Genomic DNA, 21,689 nt, shown 5'->3' on the forward strand with positions numbered 1-21,689 from the left:
TCAGCTCGGCGTTTATCCGACCTTCTCGGGCCGTTCGCCGTGGGCGCGGCGGGAGGGGGCGGGTGCGGGGCTCCGATCGGCGCCCCCCTCCCACCGCGGCGCCCTCCACCGGGAACGGCCGCACACGGCGAACGGCCGGTCGCGCTCCGTGCGCGGCCGGCCGTTCGTGCTCCGGGGACGGGATCAGGTGATGTCGTCGTAGCCGTTCACGCGCCGGGACGCGGCCGTGTCGGTCTCGCCGCCGGCCTGCTCGGGCAGGGTGGGCGCGGCGACCGGTTCGACGGGTGCGACCGGCTCGGGCGTGAGGTCCAGGGTGGACGCCTCGTCGTCGGCGAGCTCGGGACCCTCGGCGCGGCGCCTGCGGCGGTCGTTGAGGAGCGCGAAGCCGACGGCGGCGAAGTAGAGCGCCGTGAGCGGCACCTGGAGCGCGATCATGGAGAGCGGGTCGGTCGGCGTGACGACGGCCGAGAAGACGGCGATGCCCATGACCATGCCCCGCCACCAGCCGAGCATCTTCGCGCCGCTGACGACACCGCCCAGGTTGAGCAGGACGAGCAGCAGCGGCATCTGGAAGGCGAGGCCGAAGGCGAGGACCAGTTTGACGGTCATCCCGATCATGTCGTCGACGGTGATGTAGTTCACCGAACCGTCGACGCTGAAGCTGAGCAGCAGCGGCACCGCGTGCGGGAGGATCCAGTACGCCAGGTAGGCGCCGGCGAGGAAGAGCGGCGTGCCGATCACGACCGTGGAGATCGCGTACTTCTTCTCGCTCCTGTGCAGGCCGGGGGCGATGAACGCCCACAGCTGGTACAGCCAGACCGGAGCCGACGCGACGAGGCCCGCCATGATGCCGACCTTGACGTACGTGGTGAAGGGGGACGTGATGCCGATCTGCGAGAGCACGGCGCAGCGGCCCTCGCGCGCGGCGGCCTCCAGCTCGCTCATGCACCGGGGCACGGGGGCGCTCAGGAACTCGGCGATGTCCTTGGAGAAGAACAGCGCCACGATCATCAGCGGGATGAAAGCCAGCAGGGACTTGACCAGCCTGTCGCGGAGCTCGCGCAGATGGTCGACGAGGGGCATCCGCCCCTCGGGGTCCTTCGGCTTCTTGCGGGCGGACCTGAGCAACCCACGTCCTTCTCTCGAAGGGCGGCCGTCCGTCCGAACGGCCACCTCTGTGCCTGTGGTGAACCGTGAACCGCGTGCGGACCCGGGGTCAGCCCTGGGTGGTCCGCTTGGGCTCCTCCACCGGGCGGGCGGACGCGACGTCACCGGGGGCGGCCTGGATGGTCCTGGGGGCGGCGGGCTGGTCGGCCGTGCCGGGCTGCGCCTCGCCGTCCTTGGCGCCGTCGTTCTTCATGGCGGCGGCCTCGCTCTTGAGGATGCGGGCGGACTTGCCCAGCGAGCGGGCCACCTCGGGAAGCTTCTTGGCCCCGAAGAGGAGGATGACGATCCCTACGATGATGGCCAGCTGCCAGACACCGATCTGACCCATGACTGCCTACCTTCTGACCGAGGTCACCTGTACCGGAGCGGTGCGGACGCACGACTGGGGGCCCGCCCGCGCGGGAATTCATCGTAACCCTCGCCGGTGAACGCAGGGCAATGCCCCGGCGACCCCCCGGTGCCGGTGTCAGGCGCGCGGCGCACGGGAGGTGTCCGCGCGGTCGCCGGGTGTCCCGCGGCCCGGCAGGGTGGCCCCGGTCCGGGCGAGGCCCTCGGCCGCCCTCTCCAGCTCCTCCGCGGCGCTGTTGATCCGCTGTGTGGTGCGCGTCACTTGACGGCCGAGGCGCTGGGCCTCGATGAACACCCGGATCCCGAGGAGTCCGAGGACGGCGATCCCGAGGAAGCCGAGGGCGACGGCGAGCATGGGCCAGAACATGGGCAGAGCCTAGGGGGTGTCAGACGGTGGAGTGGAGCCGCAGCGTCCGCACTCCGCCGCCGGTGAGGAGTTCGACGATGCGCTCCCCCGCGGGCTTGCGGACGGCGGAGCCGCACTCGGGACAGGTGAAGGAGTAGAAGGTGGTGCGGCGGCTGGCGCCGATGGCCAGTCGCAGCGCGCCCGGGTCCAGCTCGAACCGGGCGCGGCACTCGGGGCAGGCGGCCTTGTAGAGGACCGGTCGGCGCTGCTGCGGGATGCCGGGCAGCAGCGCGGCCGTGTCCCGGGGGTCCCCCATGGCGGTTCTCCTCTCCTGCGGTGCGTGTCCCTCGGCGGCTTTCCCGGGCGGTTCCTCGCGGGTGCCCCTCGGCGGCTTCCCGGGCGGCTTCCCGGGCGGTCCCTCGTGGATGTCCCCCGGCGGGTGTTCGTCGGCGGTTCCCCCGGCGAGCGGCCCTCGGCGCATGGGCCCCGGGCGGTCCCCCGGGCGGACCCCCGCCCGGACCCCGGCGCGGCGGGCCCGGTGGCGGGTGCGGGGCCGCCACCGGGTCAGTCCTGGACGTCGTACGCGGCGAGCGCCTCCCGGGCGGCGCGGCGCGCGCTCTCGCCGAGCGCCTCCGGCGACACGATCCGCCCGTCGCGGCCGAGGCGCAGGGCCAGGCGGCGCAGCGAGGCCGGGTCGGGGGTGCGCAGCGTGATGCGCAGCCCGCCGTCCGCCAGCTCCTCGGCGCTGTCGTGCGGGTAGTACTCGGCGACCCAGCGTCCTCCGGGGCCGACCTCCACCACGACCTCGGGGTCGTCGGCGGACGGCTGGACGAGGTTCTCGGACAGGTCCCGCAGCTCGATCTCCGGGGGCGCCGACGGCTCGTCGAGGATGCGGATCTCGGCCACGCGGTCGAGCCGGAAGGTGCGCCGCGCCTCGGAGAGCCGGCACCACGCCTCCATGTACGTGTGGCCGACGGCGAACAGCCGGATCGGATCGACCTCACGTTCGGTCAGCTCGTCGCGCGCCGGGGAGTAGTAGCGGAGCCACAGCCTGCGGCGCTCCGAGATGGCCCGGTCGACCTCGGCGAAGACGCCGCCCTCGGACTCGAAGGTGACCGACAGCCGGGAGCTGGCGCCGGCCGCCTCGCCCGCCGCGGCCTCCAGCTTGGCGGTGGCGCGCAGCAGCGCCTCGCGGTCGCCCTCGCGCAGTCCGGGCAGGGTGGCGACGGCGCGGGCGGCGACGAGCAGGGCGGTGGCCTCGTCGGCGGCGATGCGCAGCGGCTCGGCCACGTCGTCGGCGTTGTGCCACCAGATCTGCTCGCCGTCGGTGTCGATGTCGAGGAGGTCGCCGCCGCGGAAGCTGGTGCCGCACATGGGCAGGACGTCGAGGTCCGCGATGAGTTCGGCCTCGGTGATGCCGAAGGCGCGGGCCACGTCGCCGACGTGGGCTCCGGGGCGCTCCCGCAGATAGGTCACCAGGGAGAGCATCCGCCTGGTCTGGTCGATCGCGTTGGTGGCCATCGCTCGCTCGTCCGTCCGTTTCCTCAAGTCCCGCCGGGTCCTCGCTACCCGCCGCTCAGCTGCCCTTGGCGACGGCGCGCAGCCGGTCCACCACGTCGGCGCGCAGGTCCGCCGGCTCCTGTACGACGACGTCCGGGCCGAATTCGGCCAGCCAGGCGTCGAGGCCGTGCCCGTACGGGATCTCCAGCTCGTCCCAGCCGTCGCCGCGGTCGCGCACGGTCAGCGCGCGGGCCCGCAGCGGGTAGCCGCAGTCGGCGCGCAGCCGGATCAGCGCCGTGCGGGTGGCGCTCTCGCCGGCCCAGCGCTCCACCGCCTCGCGGACGGTGGACACGTCCGGCACGGGCGCGGTGAACGCGCCGGCGCGGGAGCGGACCTTGCCGGTGATGCGGGAGAGCCGGAACACCCGCTGGGCGCCGCGGTCCCGGTCCCAGCCGGCCAGGTACCAGTGGCCGCGCCAGCACTCCAGGGTCCAGGGCTCGACGTGCCGGGTCTCGGCGCGGGCGGAGTTGGACTTGCGGTACTCGAAGACCACGGGGCGCCGGTCGCGGCAGGCCAGCATCAGCGGTTCGAACGCGGCCTCGCGGACGGGGATGCGCGGTTCGAGGGCGCCGGGCCGGTCCTCGTAGGGGCCGTCCGCCTCGGGCATGCCGGCGGCGCGCAGCTTCTGCAGGGCGCCGCTGGCGGCTCCGGCGAGGCGGGCCTGCTGCCACACCCGGGCGGCCAGGCCCAGCGCGGCGGCCTCCTCGGCGTCGAGCTGGACGGGCGGCAGGCGGTTGGAGTCGCGGCGGGCCAGGTATCCGGTCTCGCCGTCGAGGTTCTCGACGGTCTCGATGACGAGGCCCAGCTCGCGCAGGTCGTCCTTGTCGCGCTCGAACATGCGGTTGAAGGAGTCGTCGGCCGGTGAGGGGCCTCCGTCACCGGGCCCGAACGCCTCCACGTACGCCTCGATGGAGCCGCGCAGCTCGCGCTTGCTGAGCGGCCGGCGCGTACCCAGCAGGCACAGCGCGAGATTCATCAGCCGCTCGGCCTTGGCAATGGCCATCGACGCCCAGCACCTCTTCTTATGGAGTCACTATCGCCCGCTGACCGTACCGCCCCGGACCCGGCGTCACCAAAGTCACGCCGGCCGGGCGGCCCGCCCGCGCCTCCCGGGTGCCGCCCGCGGGCCCCGGAGCGAAGCACCGGCCGAAGCGGCGTGGGCCCGCACCGGCAGGTGCGGGCCCACGTGATCCGGTCCGGTCAGACCGCGACGAGGTCGCAGACGAAGATCAGCGTCTCGCCCGGCTTGATCTTGCCGCCGGCGCCGCGGTCGCCGTAGGCGAGGTGCGGCGGGATGACGAGCTGGCGGCGGCCGCCGACCTTCATTCCCTGGACGCCCTGGTCCCAGCCGGGAATGACCTGGCCGACACCGAGCTGGAACTGCAGCGGCGTGCCGCGGTTCCACGAGGCGTCGAACTCCTCGCCACTGGAGAAGGACACACCGACGTAGTGGACCTTCACCATGTCGCCGGCCTTGGCCTCCGGGCCGTCGCCGACCCAGATGTCCTTGATCTCCAGATCCGCCGGCGGCTCGCCGCCCGGAAAGTCGACCTCGGGCTTGTCGATGCTCACGTCAGTGCTCCTGTTGATCGTTTGTGCACAACCCGCACAGTCTTACATCTTCGCCAGGATGTCGAGCGTGAAGACCAGCGTGGAGTTGGCCGGGATCTCGCCGGAGGCCTGGTCGCCGTAGCCCAGGTCCGGGGGCACGACCAGCATGACGCGGCTGCCGACCTTCTTGCCGGCCAGGCCCTCCTGCCAGCCCTTGATCAGCTGCTGGAGCGGGAAGGCGGCGAGCTGCTTGCGGGAGTAGCTGGAGTCGAACTCCTTGCCGCCGTTCCACAGCACGCCCTTGTACTGGAGGAGCAGCTGGTCGGTCGGCGCGACCTCCTCGCCGTCGCCCTCCAGGACGTACTCGGCGACGAGCTTCTTCGGGGCGGCGCCCTTGGGCACGGTCACGGCGGGGGCCTTGCCGTCCGTGTTGGTGCCGACCTTGGGCAGGGCGGCGTCGTCCTGGGGGACCTCCTTGCCCTTGACGGACGACGAGCCGTTGAAGGTCTCCTCGATGTCGATCACGAAGACCATCGTGTCCGTGCCCTTGATGTCCCCGCGTCCCTCCGCGCCGTAGCCCAGCGCCGGCGGGACGGCCATCTCGACGCGGCTGCGGGTCTTCTTGCCGGCCAGGCCCAGCCGCCAGCCGTCGATGACGGAGCCCGGCTGGAGCTGGATGACCAGCGGCTGCTTGCGGTCGTAGGAGTTGTCGAAGACCTTCGCCGTGTCCCAGATCTGGCCCAGGTAGTGCGCCCGGACGTAGTCGCCCTCGGCGACCGGGGTGCCGGAGCCGGCGATGACCGTCTTCACCGCCAGGTCGGAGGAGGGCTTCCCGGTCCCCTTGGCGACGGTCGGCTTCTCGCCGAACTTCTGCCCGCCGGTGATGGCGGGCAGCGGACCGTCCACGATCTTGGCGGACGCGCCCGGCTCCGGCGCCGACGGGCTCTCGGCGACCTGGTCCTTGTCCTTGTCCTGGTCTGACTGGCCGTCGCCGCAGGCCGACAGGGTGAGCAGGCCGGCGGGCACGGCGAGGAGGAGGGAGCGACGACGCACGGGAAGCCTCGTATCTGGTCGGGGGTCGATCTTGCCTTGGGTGCGCGCCACTCTACGGCGTGCGGGAGGTGCCGCACGAGGAACGTGCGCCCCCTCCCCGGACGTTCCCCGGCCCGGTGCGGCCCGACGCCCCGGGCCCCGCACCGGCGGTCCGGTGCGGGGCCCGAGGCGTGGGGCGGTACGGGGTCACATCCCGGCGATGAGCTTCTCCACCCGGTCGTCGACCGACCGGAACGGGTCCTTGCACAGCACCGTGCGCTGCGCCTGGTCGTTGAGCTTCAGATGGACCCAGTCCACCGTGAAGTCCCTGCGCTGCTCCTGCGCGCGGCGGATGAAGTCGCCGCGCAGCCGCGCCCGGGTGGTCTGCGGCGGCACGGACTTCGCCTCGAAGATCTTCAGATCGTCGCAGACGCGGGCCGCCTGGCCCTTCTTCTCCAGCAGGTAGTACAGGCCGCGGCGGCGGTGGATGTCGTGGTAGGCGAGGTCTATCTGCGCGACCCTCGGGTGCGACATGGTCATGTTGTGCTTGGCCCGGTACCGCTCCAGCAGCTTGTACTTGATGACCCAGTCGATCTCCGTGCCGATCCGGTCCAGGTCCTCCGTCTCGATCGCGTCGAGCGTGCGGCCCCACAGCTCCAGGACCTGCGCGACCGTGCCCGTGCGGATGCCGCGCCGGTCCACGAAGTCCACGGCCTTCTCGTAGTACTCGCGCTGCACCTCCAGCGCGGACGCCTCCCGGCCGCTGGCGAGGCGGACCTTGCGGCGGCCGGTGATGTCGTGGCTGACCTCGCGGATGGCCCGGATCGGGTTCTCCAGGGTGAGGTCGCGCATGACCGTGCCGGCCTCGATCATCCGCAGCACCAGGTCGGTGGCGCCGACCTTCAGCAGCATCGTCGTCTCCGACATGTTGGAGTCGCCGACGATGACGTGCAGCCGCCGGTACCGCTCGGCGTCGGCGTGCGGCTCGTCGCGGGTGTTGATGATCGGGCGGGAGCGGGTCGTCGCCGAGCTGACGCCCTCCCAGATGTGCTCCGCCCGCTGGCTCACGCAGTACACGGCGCCGCGGGGGGTCTGCAGCACCTTCCCCGCGCCGCACAGCAGCTGGCGGGTGACGAGGAACGGGATGAGGATGTCCGCCAGCCGCGAGAACTCGCCGTGCCGCGCCACGAGGTAGTTCTCGTGGCAGCCGTAGGAGTTCCCCGCCGAGTCGGTGTTGTTCTTGAAGAGGTAGACGTCGCCCGCGATTCCCTCCTCGTGCAGGCGGCGTTCGGCGTCCACGAGCAGACCCTCGAGAATGCGCTCGCCCGCCTTGTCGTGCGTGACCAGCTCGGTCACGTTGTCGCATTCCGGCGTCGCGTATTCCGGATGCGAACCCACGTCGAGGTAGAGGCGGGCGCCGTTGCGCAGGAAGACATTGCTGCTGCGGCCCCATGACACGACACGGCGGAAGAGGTAGCGCGCCACTTCGTCAGGAGACAGTCGGCGCTGTCCCCTGAACGTGCACGTGACGCCGTACTCGTTCTCCAGCCCGAAAATGCGGCGGTCCATGACAGAACATTACGCCTGACGGCCCTCGCTGAAACCGGGTTCGACCGTGCCGTTTCGATCATTTTCCGATACACGCACCGGTTTCGCCGTTTCCGCCCGGCCCGCGGCGGCGGGGGCGGCCAGCACACGGCGCGTCGCCACCAGCACCAGCAGCGCCGCCGCTCCCCCCGCCCCGGCGACGGCGAAGCTCCAGGCGACGCCCGCCAGCTCGATCGCCGGGCCGGCCACCGCCGCGCCCGCCGCGGCGCCCACCCCGAAGGTGGTCACCAGCCACGAGAACGCCTCCGTCACCGTGCCGCGCAGCGCGTGCCGGTCCACGACGACGAAGGCGCAGGCGATGGCCGGCGCCAGGAAGACGCCCGCGAGAGCGGACAGCGCGGTCATGGCGGCCACGCCGGGCGCCAGCACCAGCGGCAGGTAGCCGAGCGCCAGCAGCGCCACCAGCACCCGCAGCCGCGCCTCCGGCTCCCCGGACCAAGACCGCGCGCCGTACCCGAGGCCGCCCACCAGCGCGCCCAGCCCCAGGGCCGCCATGAGCGCCCCGTACACGGCGTCGCCGCCGTGCAGGTCGGCGTAGGCGAGCGCGGCCACCGTGATCGAGCCCATCGCCAGGCCGACGAAGAAGAAGGCGCCCAGCAGGGCGAGCAGGCCCGGCGAGCGCAGCGCGCCCAGCCAGTGCGCCTCGCGCGGCTCGGAGCGCCAGGCCCGCGAGGGGGCCGACGCGACCACCGACAGGGCGCCGAGCACCCCGGCGGCGTTGATCAGCAGCAGCGCCGCCGCCGGCGACCACAGCCACACCAGGACGGTCACCAGCAGCGGACCGACCGTGAACATGACCTCCTGCGCCACGGCGTCCAGGGCGTACGCGCGGTGCACCCGGTCGCCGCCGCCCAGCACGCTCGGCCACAGCGCCCGCAGGCCGCCCTCCAGCGGCGGGGTGAAGAACCCGGCGACGACCACCGCGGCGAAGGCGACCGGCAGCGAGCCGATCCCCGCGGCGGCCAGCCACGCCATGCCCAGCGCCGAGACGAGCGCGGCCGGCAGCTGCACCCGGGGCTGGCCGTGCAGGTCGACGGCGCGGCCGAGCAGCGGCTGCCCCGCCGCCGTCGCCAGTCCGTACACGGCGGCGAGGGCGCCCGCGAGGCTGTAGCTGCCGCCCTCGGCGCGGGTGAACAGCGCGATCGCGATGTGCGCCGTGCCGTTGGGCAGCCGGCCGACCAGCGTGCCGACCAGCAGCCGCAGCGCGTGCGGAGCCCTGAGTATGTCGGCGTACCCGCCGCCCGCCGCCGCCATCGCCCGCGCCTCCTCCTCCGGACCATGCCGGGGTTTTACGTATAACCAAGGACGTCATACGTACCATGTCGGCAGCCGCGGGTCCACCCGCGCACCCCTGGACGACCGCCCCGCACCGGTGCGGCGGCCCCGGACCACCCGTGGAGGCGTACGCGCGTGAAGGCCCCGGACCCCCTCGGCGGCACCCGTCCCACCAGCCGGGACGTCGCCGGCGCCGCAGGCGTCTCGCAGGCCACCGTCTCCCTCGTCATGGGCGGCAAGTGGCGCGGCCGGGTCTCCGAGCGCACCGCCGACCGGGTCCGCGACACGGCCCTGCGGCTCGGCTACCGCCCCAACCTCGCCGCCCGCAGCCTCCGCCTCGGCCGGACCCGCACCGCCCTGCTGGTCGTGCCCGCGCTCACCAACGAGTTCTTCGCCCGCGTCCACACCGGGGCCTCGGCGCTCGCGGCCCGCCACGGCTTCGGCGTCGTCCTCTACCCCTCGCCCGAGGGCGTCGGCCCGGCCAGGGACCCCTTCGCCTCCGCCGGCGCCGCCCTCGACGGGATCATCGCCTCGTCGATGGCGGCCGGAGCCCTGCACGCCTTCCGGGACACCGGCCTGCCGCTCGTCATGCTCGACAGCGACCCCGCCGACCCCGGCTCCGCCGCCCGGGTCAACCTCGCCATCGAGGACGGCATGCGCCAGGTGACGGACCATCTCCTGGCCCTCGGCCACCGCCGGTTCGCCCACCTCGCGTCGGCGGTGCCGTCCTGGACGTTCGACGTGCGCGCCCACGCGTTCGCCGCCGCCCTGGACGGCCGCCCCGGCGTCACCGCCCGCACCGTGCCCACGCCGCTCGACGTGGCCGGCGGCCGGGAGGCGGCGGCCCGCGCACTGACCGGGCCCGGCCCGCGCCCCACCGCCCTGGTCTGCGACGACGACCTCATCGCGGCCGGCGCCTGCAAGGCGGTGCGGCGCCTGGGGCTGCGCGTCCCGGAGGACGTCTCCGTGACCGGCTTCGACGACCTGACCCTCGCCACCGCCGTGGAACCGGAGCTCACCACCGTCTCCCTCCCCGCCGAGCGGGTCGGCGAGCGCGGCATGGAGGCCCTGCTCGCGGTCCTCGACGGACGCCTCCCGCCCCGCGGCGACCTGCCGGTGACCCTGCGCGTACGGGCCTCCACCGCCCCGCCGCCCGTCGGCTGACCCCGCGCACGCGAAAGGGCCCCGGCCCGCCCCCGAAGGGAGCGGACCGGGGCCCACCACACCTGCCCGAAGCCGGCCGCCCGGCCCGCGAGGCCCGGCCCCGCCCGTGCGCCGGCCCGGCGGGCCGGGCGGCCGGCAGAGGGCCTGACGGGCGGACCGGGAGGACCGGCCGGGCGCGGACTCAGTCGGCGGCGCCCTCCGGGCCCTCGGCCTCGTCGTCCGCCGCGTCCGTCGGGGCCGTCGCCGGCTCCGCGGCCGCGAGCAGCCGCGCGAGCTGCCGGCCCACGATCCGCTTGAACTTCCGTGACTGCGGACGCGTGCGGTCCAGCACGGCCACCTCCAGGCGCTCGGCGGGGATCTCCCGCTCACTGCCGCTGGTGTCCCGCGACAGGGCCTGCACCGCCAGCTTCAGCGCCTCCGCCAGGGACATCCCGTCGCGGTGGCGCTGGTCCAGGAAGCTGCCGATCTGCTCGGCGTTGCCGCCGACCGCGACCGAGCCGTGCTCGTCCACGATCGAGCCGTCGTGCGGCAGCCGGTAGATCTGGTCGCCCTCCGGCGACGCGCCGACCTCCGCGACGACCAGCTCCACCTCGTACGGCTTCTCGCCGGCGCTGGAGAAGATCGTGCCGAGCGTCTGCGCGTAGACGTTGGCGAGGCCCCGCGCGGTCACGTCGTCGCGGTCGTACGTGTAGCCGCGCAGGTCCGCGTAGCGCACACCGCCGATCCGCAGGTTCTCGTACTCGTTGTACTTGCCCGCGGCGGCGAAGCCGATCCGGTCGTAGATCTCGCTGAACTTGTGCAGCGCGCGGGACGGGTTCTCCCCGACGAAGACGATGCCGTCGGCGTACTGCATCACGACGAGGCTCCGGCCCCGCGCGATGCCCTTGCGGGCGTATTCCGCCCGGTCGGCCATGGCCTGCTGGGGTGAGACGTAGAACGGAGTCGACACCGGCTATCCGTCCCTTTCTGTCAGTGGCGGGAACATCGTCAGCATCATCAGAGCAGCTCGGCGCGGGGGCCGTCCGGCTGGTCCAGGCGGCGCTCCAGCACGGAGCGCGACACGTCCGACGCCTCGGTCTCGGTCAGGCGGCGGTAGCCGTCCTCCGTGATCACCGTGACGATCGGGTAGATCCGGCGCGCCACGTCCGGGCCGCCCGTCGCCGAGTCGTCGTCCGCCGCGTCGTACAGCGCCTGCACCACCAGCGTCACGGCCTGCCGCTCGGACAGGTCCTCGCGGTAGAGCTTCTTCATCGAGCCGCGCGCGAACAGGGACCCCGAGCCGGTCGCCGCGTACCCGTGCTCCTCGGAGCGGCCGCCGGTGACGTCGTACGAGAAGATGCGGCCCTTCTGGCGGTCCACGTCCCAGCCGGCGAAGAGCGGCACCACGGCGAGGCCCTGCATGGCCATGCCCAGATTGCCGCGGATCATGGTGGAGAGCCGGTTCGCCTTGCCCTCCAGGGACAGCTGCGTCCCCTCGACCTTCTCGAAGTGCTCCAGCTCCAGCTGGAACAGCCTGACCATCTCCACCGCCAGGCCGGCCGTGCCGGCGATGCCGACGGCCGAGTACTCGTCGGCCGGGAAGACCTTCTCGATGTCGCGCTGCGCGATCATGTTGCCCATGGTGGCCCGCCGGTCGCCGGCGAGGACCACGCCCCCCGGGAACGAGGCGGCGACGATCGTCGTGCCGTGCGGCACCTCGATCGCCCCCTGCACGGGGGGCAGCGTCCGGCGCCCGGGGAGCAGCTCCGGCGAGTGCTCGGCGAGGAAGTCCATGAAGGAAGAGGACCCGGGCGTCAGGAAGGCAGCTGGTAGACGCCCGGTGCTACGAGTGTTGGCTTCCACGAGTTTCCTTCCACGTAATCGGCCGCCCGCCTCATGGCGGCCGGTCGGTCCTTGAGCTGCCCCAGCGCCGCGTAGCAGCTGAAGCACAGCACGCCACGGACCCTACCTGTCTCGTGGCAATGATCTACATGCTCGGGTCGAGGGGACAAGCAGATCACGCAGACTCCGCCCTGCGCCTCGATCATCGCGTCCCGCTCGGCCTCGGTGATGCCGCACTTGCGCTGGAAGCAGCTTTCGCGGTGCCTGCGGGCACGGCAGTCACGGCAGTGGCTCGCCCATCCGTCGGAGGAGCCTTTGTCGTGCACCCACTCCGAGTGCGGCTTCACCTCGGCACACTTCGGGCAGCGCTCGCTCCCCCGGGGAACGGGAACCCTTGCCCGAACGGTCAGCCCCCCGGCTTCCTGGCGCCGCCGGTAGTGCTCGGCCTGGCAGGCGCGGCAGTGCTCCTGAAGTCCGTCGCGCATGGACCTGTTGTCCGCGAAGGCCGCCCGCGGCTTCGATGCACCGCACCGCGAGCAGCGCTTCGCTTCCTCCGCCTGCTCTGCCACCGTCCCCCCGAGTCAGCTCACCTTCGCTTCAAAGAAGGCTGAGCCATCAAGCCTTTACTCTCCACCCTTTTGCACGAATGACCGCACGAAATCCTCGGCATTCTCCTCAAGGACGTCGTCGATCTCGTCCAGGACGGAGTCCACGTCGTCGCTCAGCTTCTCGTGGCGCTCCTTGAGGTCCTCCGAGGCCTGCGCCTCGGGCGCCTGGTCCTCGACCTCCTCGGTGGAACGCGTGGCCTTCTGCTGGCCGCCGCCGGTGTCCTTGGTCGCCATGTCCCTCACCCCGCTCGGAATTGCCCGCTTGGTCAGGTGTCTCAAGATCTGACCCTACAAGCCCGGTCTGACATCGGCCCTGTCTTTCTCGACGTCCGGGGGCCACTTCCATGATTCCCCGAGGCGGCCCCCCTTAGCCCTGATCAGCCACCCGAAAGCACCCGGACCAGCTCCTCGGCCGTGCGGCACCGGTCCAGCAGGTCCTTGACGTGGGCGCGGGTGCCCCGCAGCGGCTCCAGCGTGGGGACCCGCTGGAGGGAGTCGCGGCCCGGCAGGTCGAAGATCACGCTGTCCCAGGAGGCCGCGGCGACGTCGTCCGCGTACTGCTCCAGGCAGCGGCCCCGGAAGTAGGCCCTGGTGTCCTCGGGAGGCTGCTTCTCGGCCCTGACGACCTCCTCCTCGTCCAGCAGCCGCCGCATCCGCCCGCGGGCCGCCAGACGGTTGTACAGGCCCTTGTCGGGGCGTACGTCGGCGTACTGGAGGTCCACGAGGTGGAGCCGCGCGGAGTCCCAGTCGAGGCCGTCGCGGCGCCGGTAGCCCTCCATGACCTCCAGCTTCGCCACCCAGTCCAGCTCGCCGGCGAGGCTCATCGGGTCGTTCTCCAGCCGCCCCAGGGTGTCCTCCCAACGGGTGAGGACGTCCGCGGTCTGCTCGTCCGCGTCGGCGCCGAAGCGGTTCTCCACGTACTTGCGGGCCAGCTCGCAGTACTCCATCTGGAGCTGCACCGCGGTGAGCGTCCGGCCGCTGCGCAGGGTGATCAGGCGCTGGAGCGTCGGGTCGTGGGAGACCTGGTGGAGGGTGCGGACCGGCTGGTCGACGGCGAGGTCGACGGTGATGAAGCCGTCCTCGATCATCGACAGGACCAGCGCGGTCGTCCCGAGCTTGAGGTAGGTGGAGATCTCGGAGAGGTTGGCGTCGCCGATGATCACATGGAGGCGGCGGTACTTCTCGGCGTCGGCGTGCGGCTCGTCCCGTGTGTTGATGATGGGCCGTTTGAGTGTCGTCTCCAGTCCGACCTCGACCTCGAAGTAGTCCGCGCGCTGGCTGATCTGGAAGCCGTGCTCCTGGCCGTCCTGGCCGATGCCGACGCGTCCGGCGCCGGTGACGACCTGGCGGGAGACGAAGAAGGGCGTCAGGTGGCGCACGATGTCCGAGAAGGGGGTCTCCCGCTTCATCAGGTAGTTCTCGTGCGTGCCGTAGGAGGCGCCCTTGTTGTCGGTGTTGTTCTTGTAGAGGTGGATCGGCTGGGCGCCGGGGAGCTGGGCGGCCCGTTCGGCGGCCTCCGCCATGATCCGCTCGCCGGCCTTGTCCCAGAGGACGGCGTCGCGGGGGTTGGTGACCTCGGGGGCGCTGTACTCGGGGTGGGCGTGGTCCACGTAGAGCCGGGCGCCGTTGGTCAGGATGACGTTGGCGAGGCCGATGTCCTCGTCGGTGAGCTGGCTGGAGTCCGCGACCTCGCGGGCGAGGTCGAAGCCGCGGGCGTCCCGCAGCGGGTTCTCCTCCTCGAAGTCCCAGCGGGCGCGGCGCGCCCGGTGCATCGCCGCCGCGTACGCGTTGACGATCTGGGACGAGGTGAGCATGGCATTGGCGTTCGGGTGGCCGGGGACGGAGATCCCGTACTCCGTCTCGATGCCCATTACTCGCCGTACGGTCATGCGGCCCTCCTTGCCCGGCGGCGCCCCCGCGCGGGAGCGGCGCCCGAGTACCGGTTCTCCGATGCGTGTGCGGTGCCCGACCCCGCACTGCGCGAATCGGCGGTACGGATGAGCCTAGAGCGCCTTCGCGCCCGGGGGGAGATCAATTGCGTCATTGCTCGCGTGTGGTCCGTGTCCGGTCCGCCCCGTGGAACGCGTCCGGCTGCGGACGCCCTCCCCCTTTCGGGCCCTCGCCCTTTCGGGGGTCCGGGGGCGTCCGCAGCCGGTTCCGCGCACCGCTACAGGTACTGGCCGGTATTCGCGACGGTGTCGATGGAGCGGCCGGTGTCCGCGCCCTGCTTTCCGGTGACGAGGGTGCGGATGAAGACGATCCGCTCGCCCTTCTTTCCGGAGATGCGGGCCCAGTCGTCCGGGTTGGTGGTGTTGGGCAGGTCCTCGTTCTCCTTGAACTCGTCCACGCACGCCTGGAGGAGGTGGGAGACGCGGATGCCCTTCTGGTTCTGGTCGAGATAGGCCTTGATGGCCATCTTCTTCGCCCGGTCGACGATGTTCTGGATCATCGCGCCGGAATTGAAGTCCTTGAAGTACAGGACTTCCTTGTCGCCGTTGGCGTAGGTGACCTCGAGGAACCGGTTCTCCTCGGATTCCGCGTACATCTGCTCCACGACCGACTGGATCATGGCCTGTGCCGCGGCGTCCTTGGAGTGGCTGTGCTCGGCGAGGTCGTCCGCGTGGAGCGGCAGGGACGGCGTGAGGTACTTGGCGAAGATGTCCTTGGCGGCCTCGGCGTCCGGGCGCTCGATCTTGATCTTCACATCGAGGCGGCCGGGGCGCAGGATCGCCGGGTCGATCATGTCCTCGCGGTTGGAGGCGCCGATCACGATGACGTTCTCGAGGCCCTCGACGCCGTCGATCTCGGCGAGGAGCTGCGGGACGATCGTGTTCTCGACGTCCGAGCTGACGCCGGAGCCGCGGGTGCGGAAGAGGGACTCCATCTCGTCGAAGAAGACGATGACGGGCGTGCCCTCCGAGGCCTTCTCGCGGGCCCGCTGGAAGACCAGGCGGATGTGCCGCTCGGTCTCGCCGACGTACTTGTTGAGCAGCTCGGGGCCCTTGATGTTGAGGAAGTAGCTCTTGCCGGCGGGCTGCCCCGTGACCTCGGCGACCTTCTTCGCGAGGGAGTTCGCGACCGCCTTGGCGATGAGCGTCTTGCCGCAGCCGGGCGGGCCGTACAGCAGGATGCCCTTCGGGGGCCGGAGCTCGTGCTCCTTGAAGAGGTCCGGGTACAGGTACGGGAGCTCGACCGCGTCGCGGATCAGCTCGATCTGGTTGCCCAGGCCGCCGATCTTGTCGTAGTCGACGTCCGGGACCTCCTCGAGGACGAGCTCCTCGACCTCGCTCTTGGGGATGACCTCGTACACGTAGCCCGAGCGGGGTTCGAGCAGGAGGGCGTCGCCGGGCCGGATGGTGACGTCCAGCAGGGGCTCGGCGAGCCGTACGACCCGTTCCTCGTCGGTGTGGCCGATGACCAGGGCGCGCTCGCCGTCCTCGAGGATCTCCTTGAGGGTGACGATGTCCCCGGCGCGCTCGAACTCCATGGCCTCGACCACGTTGAGCGCTTCGTTGAGCATGACCTCCTGGCCCCGCCGGAGCTCGTCGGGCTCCACGCTGGGGCTCACGTTCACCCGGAGCTTGCGGCCCCCGGTGAAGATGTCGCACGTGCCGTCCTCGTTGGCCTGCAGGAACACTCCGAAGCCGGCCGGCGGCTGCGCCAGGCGGTCGACCTCCTCCTTGAGTGCCACGATCTGGTCGCGGGCCTCACGGAGCGTGTTGGCGAGCCGCTCGTTCTGCGCGGACACGCCGGCCAGGTTGGTCTGCAGCTCGACGATCCGCTCCTCGAGAATCCTCGTGTGGCGCGGAGAGTCGGCGAGCTTGCGTCGCAGGACGGCGATTTCCTGCTCGAGATAGGCAACCTGGCCGGCGGGGTCCTCAGACCCCCGCCCCGGCCGGATGCCGCGGTTGATGTCGTCGTCGTGGGCTGCCACGGTCCTCACCTCCTCCAAGGGGAGCTGGACGCTTCCTGACCCTACCTGCGTGGGTGGTGATTGAAACCCCTAGATCACAAAGACTCTCGGGAGGTGTCCGATCTTCACCCTTGCGCTCTCCCCCACGGGAAGGGAATACCCACCCTTCAACATCGGAAAGCGGCCGGTTGTATCGTCGTCAGTGGCCAACACCCGGCAGGGCGGGCCGGACTTACTTCTCGACGCTTCACCCGACGCAGGAACGGCAGGGCATATGACCGCGCAGCACGAGGCTCCCACCACGGCCGCCGGAGAGGCTCTGGAGGTCTGGATCGACCAGGACCTCTGCACCGGGGACGGCATCTGCGCCCAATACGCGCCCGAGGTGTTCGAGCTCGACATCGACGGACTCGCCTACGTCAAGAGCGCCGACGACGAACTGCTCCAGGACCCGGGCGCGACGACTCCGGTGCCGCTGCCGCTCCTTCAGGACGTGGTGGATTCGGCCAAGGAGTGCCCGGGGGACTGCATTCACGTACGACGGGTTTCGGACAGGGTCGAGGTGTACGGGCCCGACGCCGAGTAGCCGCCGGTCAGCGGTCGGTGGCCGGGGTGCGCAGGAACCTGCCGCCGGTCCACCGCCATTCGACGGTCTCGTGGGTGTCGGGGCAGCACCGGGGCACGTCGGGGGAGGTGTAGCCGAGCACGGTCGCCGTGACGACGCCGTCACGGATGGCGAGGTCGCCGATGGAGAGGGCGTCCGCGGGGTCGACGAGGGTCGCCACGACGCGGGCGCCCTTCGTCGTGTCCGCGCCGCCGTCGGCGTCGCTCCGGGCGCCGGTGAGGACGTAGAGGCCGTAGGGCGGGGTGCCGGAGCCGGCGCGGCAGTGCGCGGCGGCGACGGTCTCGGGGCGGCCGTCGCCGTCGAGGTCGCCGCTGGCGGTCCTGGGGACGGCGGTGGGCACTCCGGCGCAGTCCAGCGGGTACGCGGCGGTGGCGGCGTCGGGGGCGGGGGCGCCGGGGGCGGGGGCCTGGCGGACCCCGGCGGCGGGGTTCGTGGCGGTGGCCGATCCGGGCTGGAGGAGGCCGGCGAGGGCGATGACCCCGGCCATGGCGGCGGCGGTCGCGAGCCAGTGCGTGGGGCGGGCGTGGGTGTGCGCGAGGTCCGGGAGGTCGGAGGGCTGCACGCGGGCTGTCTCCTGTGGTCGTGCGGTGGCGGTGGGCTGCCGCCGGGGAGGGTGGCCAGCATCGTGCCACACGTCACAGGGGTGCGGTACCGGGGGGCTCTCATCGGGGCCGGGGGGTACGGGTGTCGGGCGCCGCGGGGGGCGAACGCGGCCGCGCCGCCGCGGAGTTTCCCGCGAGCCGGGGGAACTCCGCGGCGGCGGCGCCGCGTTGCGGTGGGTGTCAGCCCTTGTTGGGGCCCTCGTAGTCCTCGCCGTAGGCGCCCTTGGCGGGGCGGCGGCGGCGCATGGGCGGCTCGACGCCGTCCGCGAGGCGCCGGGCGGTGACGAGGAAGCCGGTGTGGCCGATCATGCGGTGGTCGGGGCGGACGGCGAGGCCCTCCACGTGCCAGTTGCGGATCATCGACTCCCAGGGCTGCGGCTCGGCATAGCAGCCGATCTCGCGGATGGACTCCACGGTCCGGGCGAGCTGGGTCGTCGTGGCGACGTAGCAGCAGAGGATGCCGCCGGGGACGAGGGCCTTGGAGACGGCCTCCAGGCACTCCCACGGGGCGAGCATGTCGAGGATGACGCGGTCGACGTCGGTGTCCGACAGGTTGTCCTGGAGGTCGCCGACGGTGAGCTGCCAGGCGGGGTGGGGGCCGCCGAAGTAGCGCTCCACGTTGGCCTGGGCGATCTCCGCGAAGTCCGCGCGGCGCTCGTAGGAGTGGAGCATGCCGCTGTCGCCGATGGCGCGGAGCAGGAAGCTGCTCAGCGAGCCCGAGCCGACGCCGGCCTCCACGACGCGGGCGCCGGGGAAGATGTCGGCGAAGGCGAGGATCTGGCCCGCGTCCTTCGGGTAGACGACTGCGGCCCCGCGGGGCATGGACAGGACGTAGTCGGGGAGCAGGGGGCGCAGCGCGAGGTAGGCGACGTTTCCCGTGGTTCGGACAACACTGCCCTCGGGGGCGCCGATCAGCTCGTCGTGCGGGAAGGAACCCTTGTGGGTGTGGAAGTTCTTCCCGGCTTCGAGCGTGAACGTGTAGTGGCGTCCCTTGGGGTCGGTGAGCTGGACCTGGTCCCCGACCTTGAAGGGCCCGCGACGGCGGGCGGCACCGGTCGGTTCGGACATGTGACCAGGGTACCCGGCGGTGGCGCGGACCCCGACCACGGTGCCCCGGCGGGGGTGGGGCGCGCGGGGTGGTGGGACGGGGTCAGGGGCGGGTGGTGCCGGGGCGGGCCATGGCCTGGACGAAGGCCCGCTCGACGTCGGCCGTGGACAGCACCCCGTACACCTCGCCGGTGTCCTCGACGACGAGGTACTCGGTGGCGGGGGTCTCGCGGAGCCGTTCCAGGAGGTCCTCTCCGGTGAGGTCGGCCGGGACGCGCATGCCGTCGGTGAGGTCCTGGGCGAGGCCGCCGACCGCGACCCAGGGGCGGCGGTGCTGGGGGACGCCCACGATGGCGGTCTCGCGGACCAGGGCGGTGGGCTCGCCCTGGCCGTCGACCACGACGAGGGCGCGGGCGCCCGCCTCGTTGGCCCGGCGCAGCGCCTCGGACAGGGGCGTCTCGGGTGGTACGGGGACGGCGCGGCGGGTGAGCGCGCGGGCTCCCAGCTCGGGCAGGCGCTCGCGGAGGCGGGCCATGCGCAGGCTGTTGCCCGCGCCGGTCCAGATGATCGCGGCGAGGATGGCGGCGAGCAGCGCGTCCATGAGCGTGTCCATGCCGCTCAGGTCCGAGGAGTCGCCGAGGGCGCGGGTGTGGGTGAGCAGCGGCAGGCCGACCAGGACGATCACGGCGAGGGCGCGGCCCGCCCAGGCGGCGGCGACGGTGCCGCTCATCGGGTTGCCGGTGATCTTCCAGACGACGGCGCGGAGCATGCGGCCGCCGTCCAGGGGGAGGCCGGGGAGGAAGTTGAAGACGGCGACGATCAGGTTGGAGATCGTCAGGCCCGCCAGGAGGACCGCGGGGACCGTGCCCGGCTCGACGGCGTACAGGGCGGCGTAGAAGACGCCGGCGAGCACGAGGGACAGGAGCGGGCCGACGAAGGCGAGGACGAACTCGCGGCCGGGGGTCTCGGACTCCTTCTCGATCTCGGAGACGCCGCCGAAGAACTGGAGCTGGATGCGGCGGACCGGGAGCTTGAAGCGGAGCGCGGCGACCGTGTGGGCCAGCTCGTGGACGAGGACCGAGGCGTAGAACGCGACGGCGAAGAAGAGGGAGACCAGGTAGCGGGCGGTGCCCAGCTCCGGCAGGACGCGGTCGAGCTGGCCGCCGAAGACCCAGGTGATCAGGGCGGCGACCAGGAACCAGCTCGGGGCGACGTAGACGGGCACGCCGAAGATCCGGCCCATCAGCAGACCGCCGCCGGGCTCGCCTGGGCGGCGGCCGGGTCCCTCGCCCTTCCCGGCGGGCGCGGACCGCGGGCGCGTGCTCTCGCCGCTCTCGTCGTCCTGGTTCACGGGTTCCCTTCGGCGCGGGGGTGGGGCTGGGGTGTTCCCGCTCGATCATGCGGTGTGTGGTGGTCTGCCGTCGATGGTATGCCGACGGCTGTCGGTGGCGGGCCGTAGGGTCTGGGACATGACTTCGAGCCCCCAGCCGCCCGTCTCGCTGTCGCCGTCGCGCGCCGGCGACTTCATGCAGTGTCCCCTGCTGTACCGGTTCCGGGTGATCGACAGGTTGCCGGAGAAGCCGAGTCCCGCGGCGACGCGGGGCACGCTGGTGCACGCGGTGCTGGAGCGGCTCTTCGACGATCCGGCGGCGGAGCGGACGGCGCCCAAGGCCAGGGCGATGGTGCCGGGGCAGTGGGCGAGGCTGCTGGAGGCGCGCCCGGAGCTGGCGGCGCTGTTCGAGGACGACGCGGACGGGGAGCGCCTGGCGCGCTGGCTGCGGGAGGCCGAGGAGCTGGTCGAGCGGTGGTTCACGCTGGAGGACCCGACGCTGCTGGAGCCGGCGGAGCGTGAGCTGTTCGTGGAGGCGGAGCTGGACTCGGGGCTGCGGCTGCGCGGGGTGATCGACCGGGTGGACGTGGCGCCGACGGGCGACGTGCGGATCGTCGACTACAAGACCGGCAAGGCGCCGCGGCCGGAGTACGGGGACTCCGCGCTGTTCCAGATGACGTTCTACGCGCTGGTGGTGTGGCGGCTGAAGGGGGTGCTGCCGCGCCGGCTGCAGCTGGTCTACCTGGGCAGCGGGGACGTGGTGACGTACGACCCGGTGATGGCGGATCTGCGGCGGGTGGAGCGGAAGCTGCTGGCGCTGTGGGACGCGATCCGGCGGGCGACGGAGACGGGCGACTGGCGGCCCCGGCCGACGAAGCTGTGCGGCTGGTGCGACCACCAGGCGTTCTGTCCCGAGTTCGGTGGGACTCCCCCGGTCTACCCGCTGCCGGTGCAGTCGACCGGGCCGGGGCAGAATGGGCCGGGTCCGGCGATGTCTTGAGGAGTGCCCGTGGCCATCCGTGTCCTACTGGTCGACGACCAGCCGCTGCTGCGTACCGGTTTCCGGATGATTCTGGAGGCGGAGCAGGACCTGGCGGTGGTGGGTGAGGCCGGGGACGGCCTGCAGGCGCTGGAGCAGGTGCGCGCGCTCCAGCCGGACGTGGTGCTGATGGACATCCGGATGCCCCGCATGGACGGGGTGGAGGCGACGCGGCAGATCACCGGGCCCGGCCGGGACGGCCCGGCGAAGGTGCTGGTGCTGACGACGTTCGACCTGGACGAGTACGTGGTGGAGGCGCTGCGGGCGGGGGCGAGCGGCTTCCTGCTGAAGGACGCCCCGGCCAACGAGCTGGTGCAGGCGATCCGGGTGGTCGCGGCGGGCGAGGCCATGCTGGCGCCGAGCATCACGCGGCGGCTGCTGGACAAGTACGCCGACCACCTGCCGTCGGGGGACGAGCCGGTGCCGGACGCGCTGAACACGCTGACGGACCGGGAGCTGGAGGTGCTGAAGCTGGTGGCGCGGGGCCTGTCGAACGCGGAGATCGCGGCGGACCTGTTCGTGTCCGAGACGACGGTGAAGACGCATGTGGGCCACGTGCTGACCAAGCTGGGCCTGCGGGACCGGGTGCAGGCGGCGGTGTACGCGTACGAGAGCGGTCTGGTCCGGCCCGGCGCGCAGTAGCGGGGCCAGGT

22 protein-coding genes and 1 pseudogene are annotated in these 21,689 nt (G+C 72.3%); 4 read left to right on the forward strand and 19 right to left on the reverse strand.

What is annotated here, in order from left to right:
- Positions 1–183: 183 nt before the first annotated feature.
- The 10 genes and pseudogenes from tatC to CP974_RS04550 form a co-directional block, all read right to left on the reverse strand.
- Entirely contained in the window at positions 184–1,128 is a 945-nt protein-coding gene (gene tatC, locus CP974_RS04505; protein ID WP_031129474.1) for a twin-arginine translocase subunit TatC, read from the reverse strand.
- An 88-nt stretch (positions 1,129–1,216) separates the two neighbouring features.
- Positions 1,217–1,495 carry a Sec-independent protein translocase subunit TatA gene (gene tatA, locus CP974_RS04510; protein ID WP_031129473.1) on the reverse strand — a complete coding sequence of 93 codons (279 nt, stop codon included), beginning with the start codon at positions 1,493–1,495 and terminating at the stop codon, positions 1,217–1,219.
- A gap of 195 nt (positions 1,496–1,690) precedes the next feature.
- Positions 1,691–1,882 (reverse strand): annotated as a pseudogene (locus CP974_RS04515) (hypothetical protein); the annotation flags it as partial.
- A 19-nt stretch (positions 1,883–1,901) separates the two neighbouring features.
- Positions 1,902–2,177: a CpXC domain-containing protein gene (locus CP974_RS04520; RefSeq protein ID WP_051839085.1), complete on the reverse strand. Its 276-nt coding sequence runs from the start codon at positions 2,175–2,177 to the stop codon at positions 1,902–1,904.
- A gap of 248 nt (positions 2,178–2,425) precedes the next feature.
- Positions 2,426–3,382 (reverse strand): helix-turn-helix transcriptional regulator, encoded by a 957-nt coding sequence (locus CP974_RS04525; RefSeq protein ID WP_031129469.1) that lies wholly within the window; start codon positions 3,380–3,382, stop codon positions 2,426–2,428.
- A 55-nt stretch (positions 3,383–3,437) separates the two neighbouring features.
- Entirely contained in the window at positions 3,438–4,424 is a 987-nt protein-coding gene (locus CP974_RS04530; protein WP_031129468.1) for a helix-turn-helix transcriptional regulator, read from the reverse strand.
- A 197-nt stretch (positions 4,425–4,621) separates the two neighbouring features.
- Positions 4,622–4,993: an FKBP-type peptidyl-prolyl cis-trans isomerase gene (locus CP974_RS04535; protein ID WP_031129467.1), complete on the reverse strand. Its 372-nt coding sequence runs from the start codon at positions 4,991–4,993 to the stop codon at positions 4,622–4,624.
- 42 nt (positions 4,994–5,035) lie between these two features.
- A complete protein-coding gene (locus CP974_RS04540) occupies positions 5,036–6,025 on the reverse strand; it encodes an FKBP-type peptidyl-prolyl cis-trans isomerase (protein WP_031129466.1) in 990 nt (329 codons plus the stop codon).
- Between the two features lie 186 nt (positions 6,026–6,211).
- Positions 6,212–7,573 (reverse strand): Pup--protein ligase, encoded by a 1,362-nt coding sequence (gene pafA, locus CP974_RS04545; protein ID WP_031129465.1) that lies wholly within the window; start codon positions 7,571–7,573, stop codon positions 6,212–6,214.
- A 9-nt stretch (positions 7,574–7,582) separates the two neighbouring features.
- On the reverse strand, positions 7,583–8,866 hold the full coding sequence (locus tag CP974_RS04550; RefSeq protein WP_031129464.1) for an MFS transporter: 1,284 nt from the start codon (positions 8,864–8,866) through the stop codon (positions 7,583–7,585).
- Positions 8,867–9,022: 156 nt separating this feature from the next.
- Here CP974_RS04550 and CP974_RS04555 point away from each other — a divergent pair, with 156 nt between their 5' ends.
- Entirely contained in the window at positions 9,023–10,051 is a 1,029-nt protein-coding gene (locus tag CP974_RS04555; protein WP_031129463.1) for a LacI family DNA-binding transcriptional regulator, read from the forward strand.
- Positions 10,052–10,232: 181 nt separating this feature from the next.
- Here the strand turns inward: CP974_RS04555 and prcA are convergent, their stop codons facing one another.
- From prcA to arc, 6 genes are all read right to left on the reverse strand, one after another.
- Entirely contained in the window at positions 10,233–11,000 is a 768-nt protein-coding gene (gene prcA / locus CP974_RS04560; protein WP_031129462.1) for a proteasome subunit alpha, read from the reverse strand.
- Between the two features lie 47 nt (positions 11,001–11,047).
- Positions 11,048–11,893, reverse strand: coding sequence for a proteasome subunit beta (gene prcB, locus CP974_RS04565; RefSeq protein ID WP_031129460.1), 846 nt, complete (start codon positions 11,891–11,893; stop codon positions 11,048–11,050).
- On the reverse strand, positions 11,845–12,357 hold the full coding sequence (locus CP974_RS04570; RefSeq protein WP_078915405.1) for an endonuclease VII domain-containing protein: 513 nt from the start codon (positions 12,355–12,357) through the stop codon (positions 11,845–11,847). The genes prcB and CP974_RS04570 overlap by 49 nt, the downstream gene beginning before the upstream one ends.
- A gap of 138 nt (positions 12,358–12,495) precedes the next feature.
- Positions 12,496–12,714 carry a ubiquitin-like protein Pup gene (locus CP974_RS04575; protein WP_031129458.1) on the reverse strand — a complete coding sequence of 73 codons (219 nt, stop codon included), beginning with the start codon at positions 12,712–12,714 and terminating at the stop codon, positions 12,496–12,498.
- Between the two features lie 143 nt (positions 12,715–12,857).
- Complete coding sequence (dop, locus tag CP974_RS04580; RefSeq protein WP_031129457.1) at positions 12,858–14,369, reverse strand: depupylase/deamidase Dop; 1,512 nt, start codon at positions 14,367–14,369, stop codon at positions 12,858–12,860.
- 278 nt (positions 14,370–14,647) lie between these two features.
- Positions 14,648–16,414, reverse strand: coding sequence for a proteasome ATPase (arc, locus tag CP974_RS04585; protein ID WP_031129455.1), 1,767 nt, complete (start codon positions 16,412–16,414; stop codon positions 14,648–14,650).
- A gap of 253 nt (positions 16,415–16,667) precedes the next feature.
- Between arc and CP974_RS04590 the strand changes: the two genes are divergently transcribed.
- Complete coding sequence (locus CP974_RS04590; RefSeq protein ID WP_031129454.1) at positions 16,668–16,979, forward strand: ferredoxin; 312 nt, start codon at positions 16,668–16,670, stop codon at positions 16,977–16,979.
- Between the two features lie 7 nt (positions 16,980–16,986).
- On the opposite strand, the gene CP974_RS04595 is transcribed toward CP974_RS04590, so the two are convergent.
- The 3 genes from CP974_RS04595 to CP974_RS04605 all read right to left on the reverse strand — a co-directional run bounded on the left by CP974_RS04595 (position 16,987) and on the right by CP974_RS04605 (position 20,018).
- Positions 16,987–17,580, reverse strand: a complete 594-nt coding sequence (locus tag CP974_RS04595; RefSeq protein WP_031129453.1) for a hypothetical protein — start codon at positions 17,578–17,580, stop codon at positions 16,987–16,989.
- Positions 17,581–17,800: 220 nt separating this feature from the next.
- The gene (locus tag CP974_RS04600; protein ID WP_031129452.1) at positions 17,801–18,688 is read right to left on the reverse strand and encodes a tRNA (adenine-N1)-methyltransferase; all 888 of its coding nucleotides are present in this window, start codon (positions 18,686–18,688) and stop codon (positions 17,801–17,803) included.
- Between the two features lie 82 nt (positions 18,689–18,770).
- Complete coding sequence (locus tag CP974_RS04605; protein ID WP_031129451.1) at positions 18,771–20,018, reverse strand: site-2 protease family protein; 1,248 nt, start codon at positions 20,016–20,018, stop codon at positions 18,771–18,773.
- A 118-nt stretch (positions 20,019–20,136) separates the two neighbouring features.
- On the opposite strand from CP974_RS04605, the gene CP974_RS04610 reads away from it, so the two are divergent.
- Together CP974_RS04610 and CP974_RS04615 are read left to right on the forward strand one after the other, a co-directional pair.
- A complete protein-coding gene (locus tag CP974_RS04610) occupies positions 20,137–20,997 on the forward strand; it encodes a RecB family exonuclease (protein ID WP_031129450.1) in 861 nt (286 codons plus the stop codon).
- Between the two features lie 9 nt (positions 20,998–21,006).
- Entirely contained in the window at positions 21,007–21,678 is a 672-nt protein-coding gene (locus CP974_RS04615) for a response regulator (RefSeq protein ID WP_031129449.1), read from the forward strand.
- Positions 21,679–21,689: the final 11 nt, after the last annotated feature.

Origin of the sequence: Streptomyces fradiae ATCC 10745 = DSM 40063 (genome assembly GCF_008704425.1) — a bacterium.
GTDB lineage: Bacteria > Actinomycetota > Actinomycetes > Streptomycetales > Streptomycetaceae > Streptomyces > Streptomyces fradiae.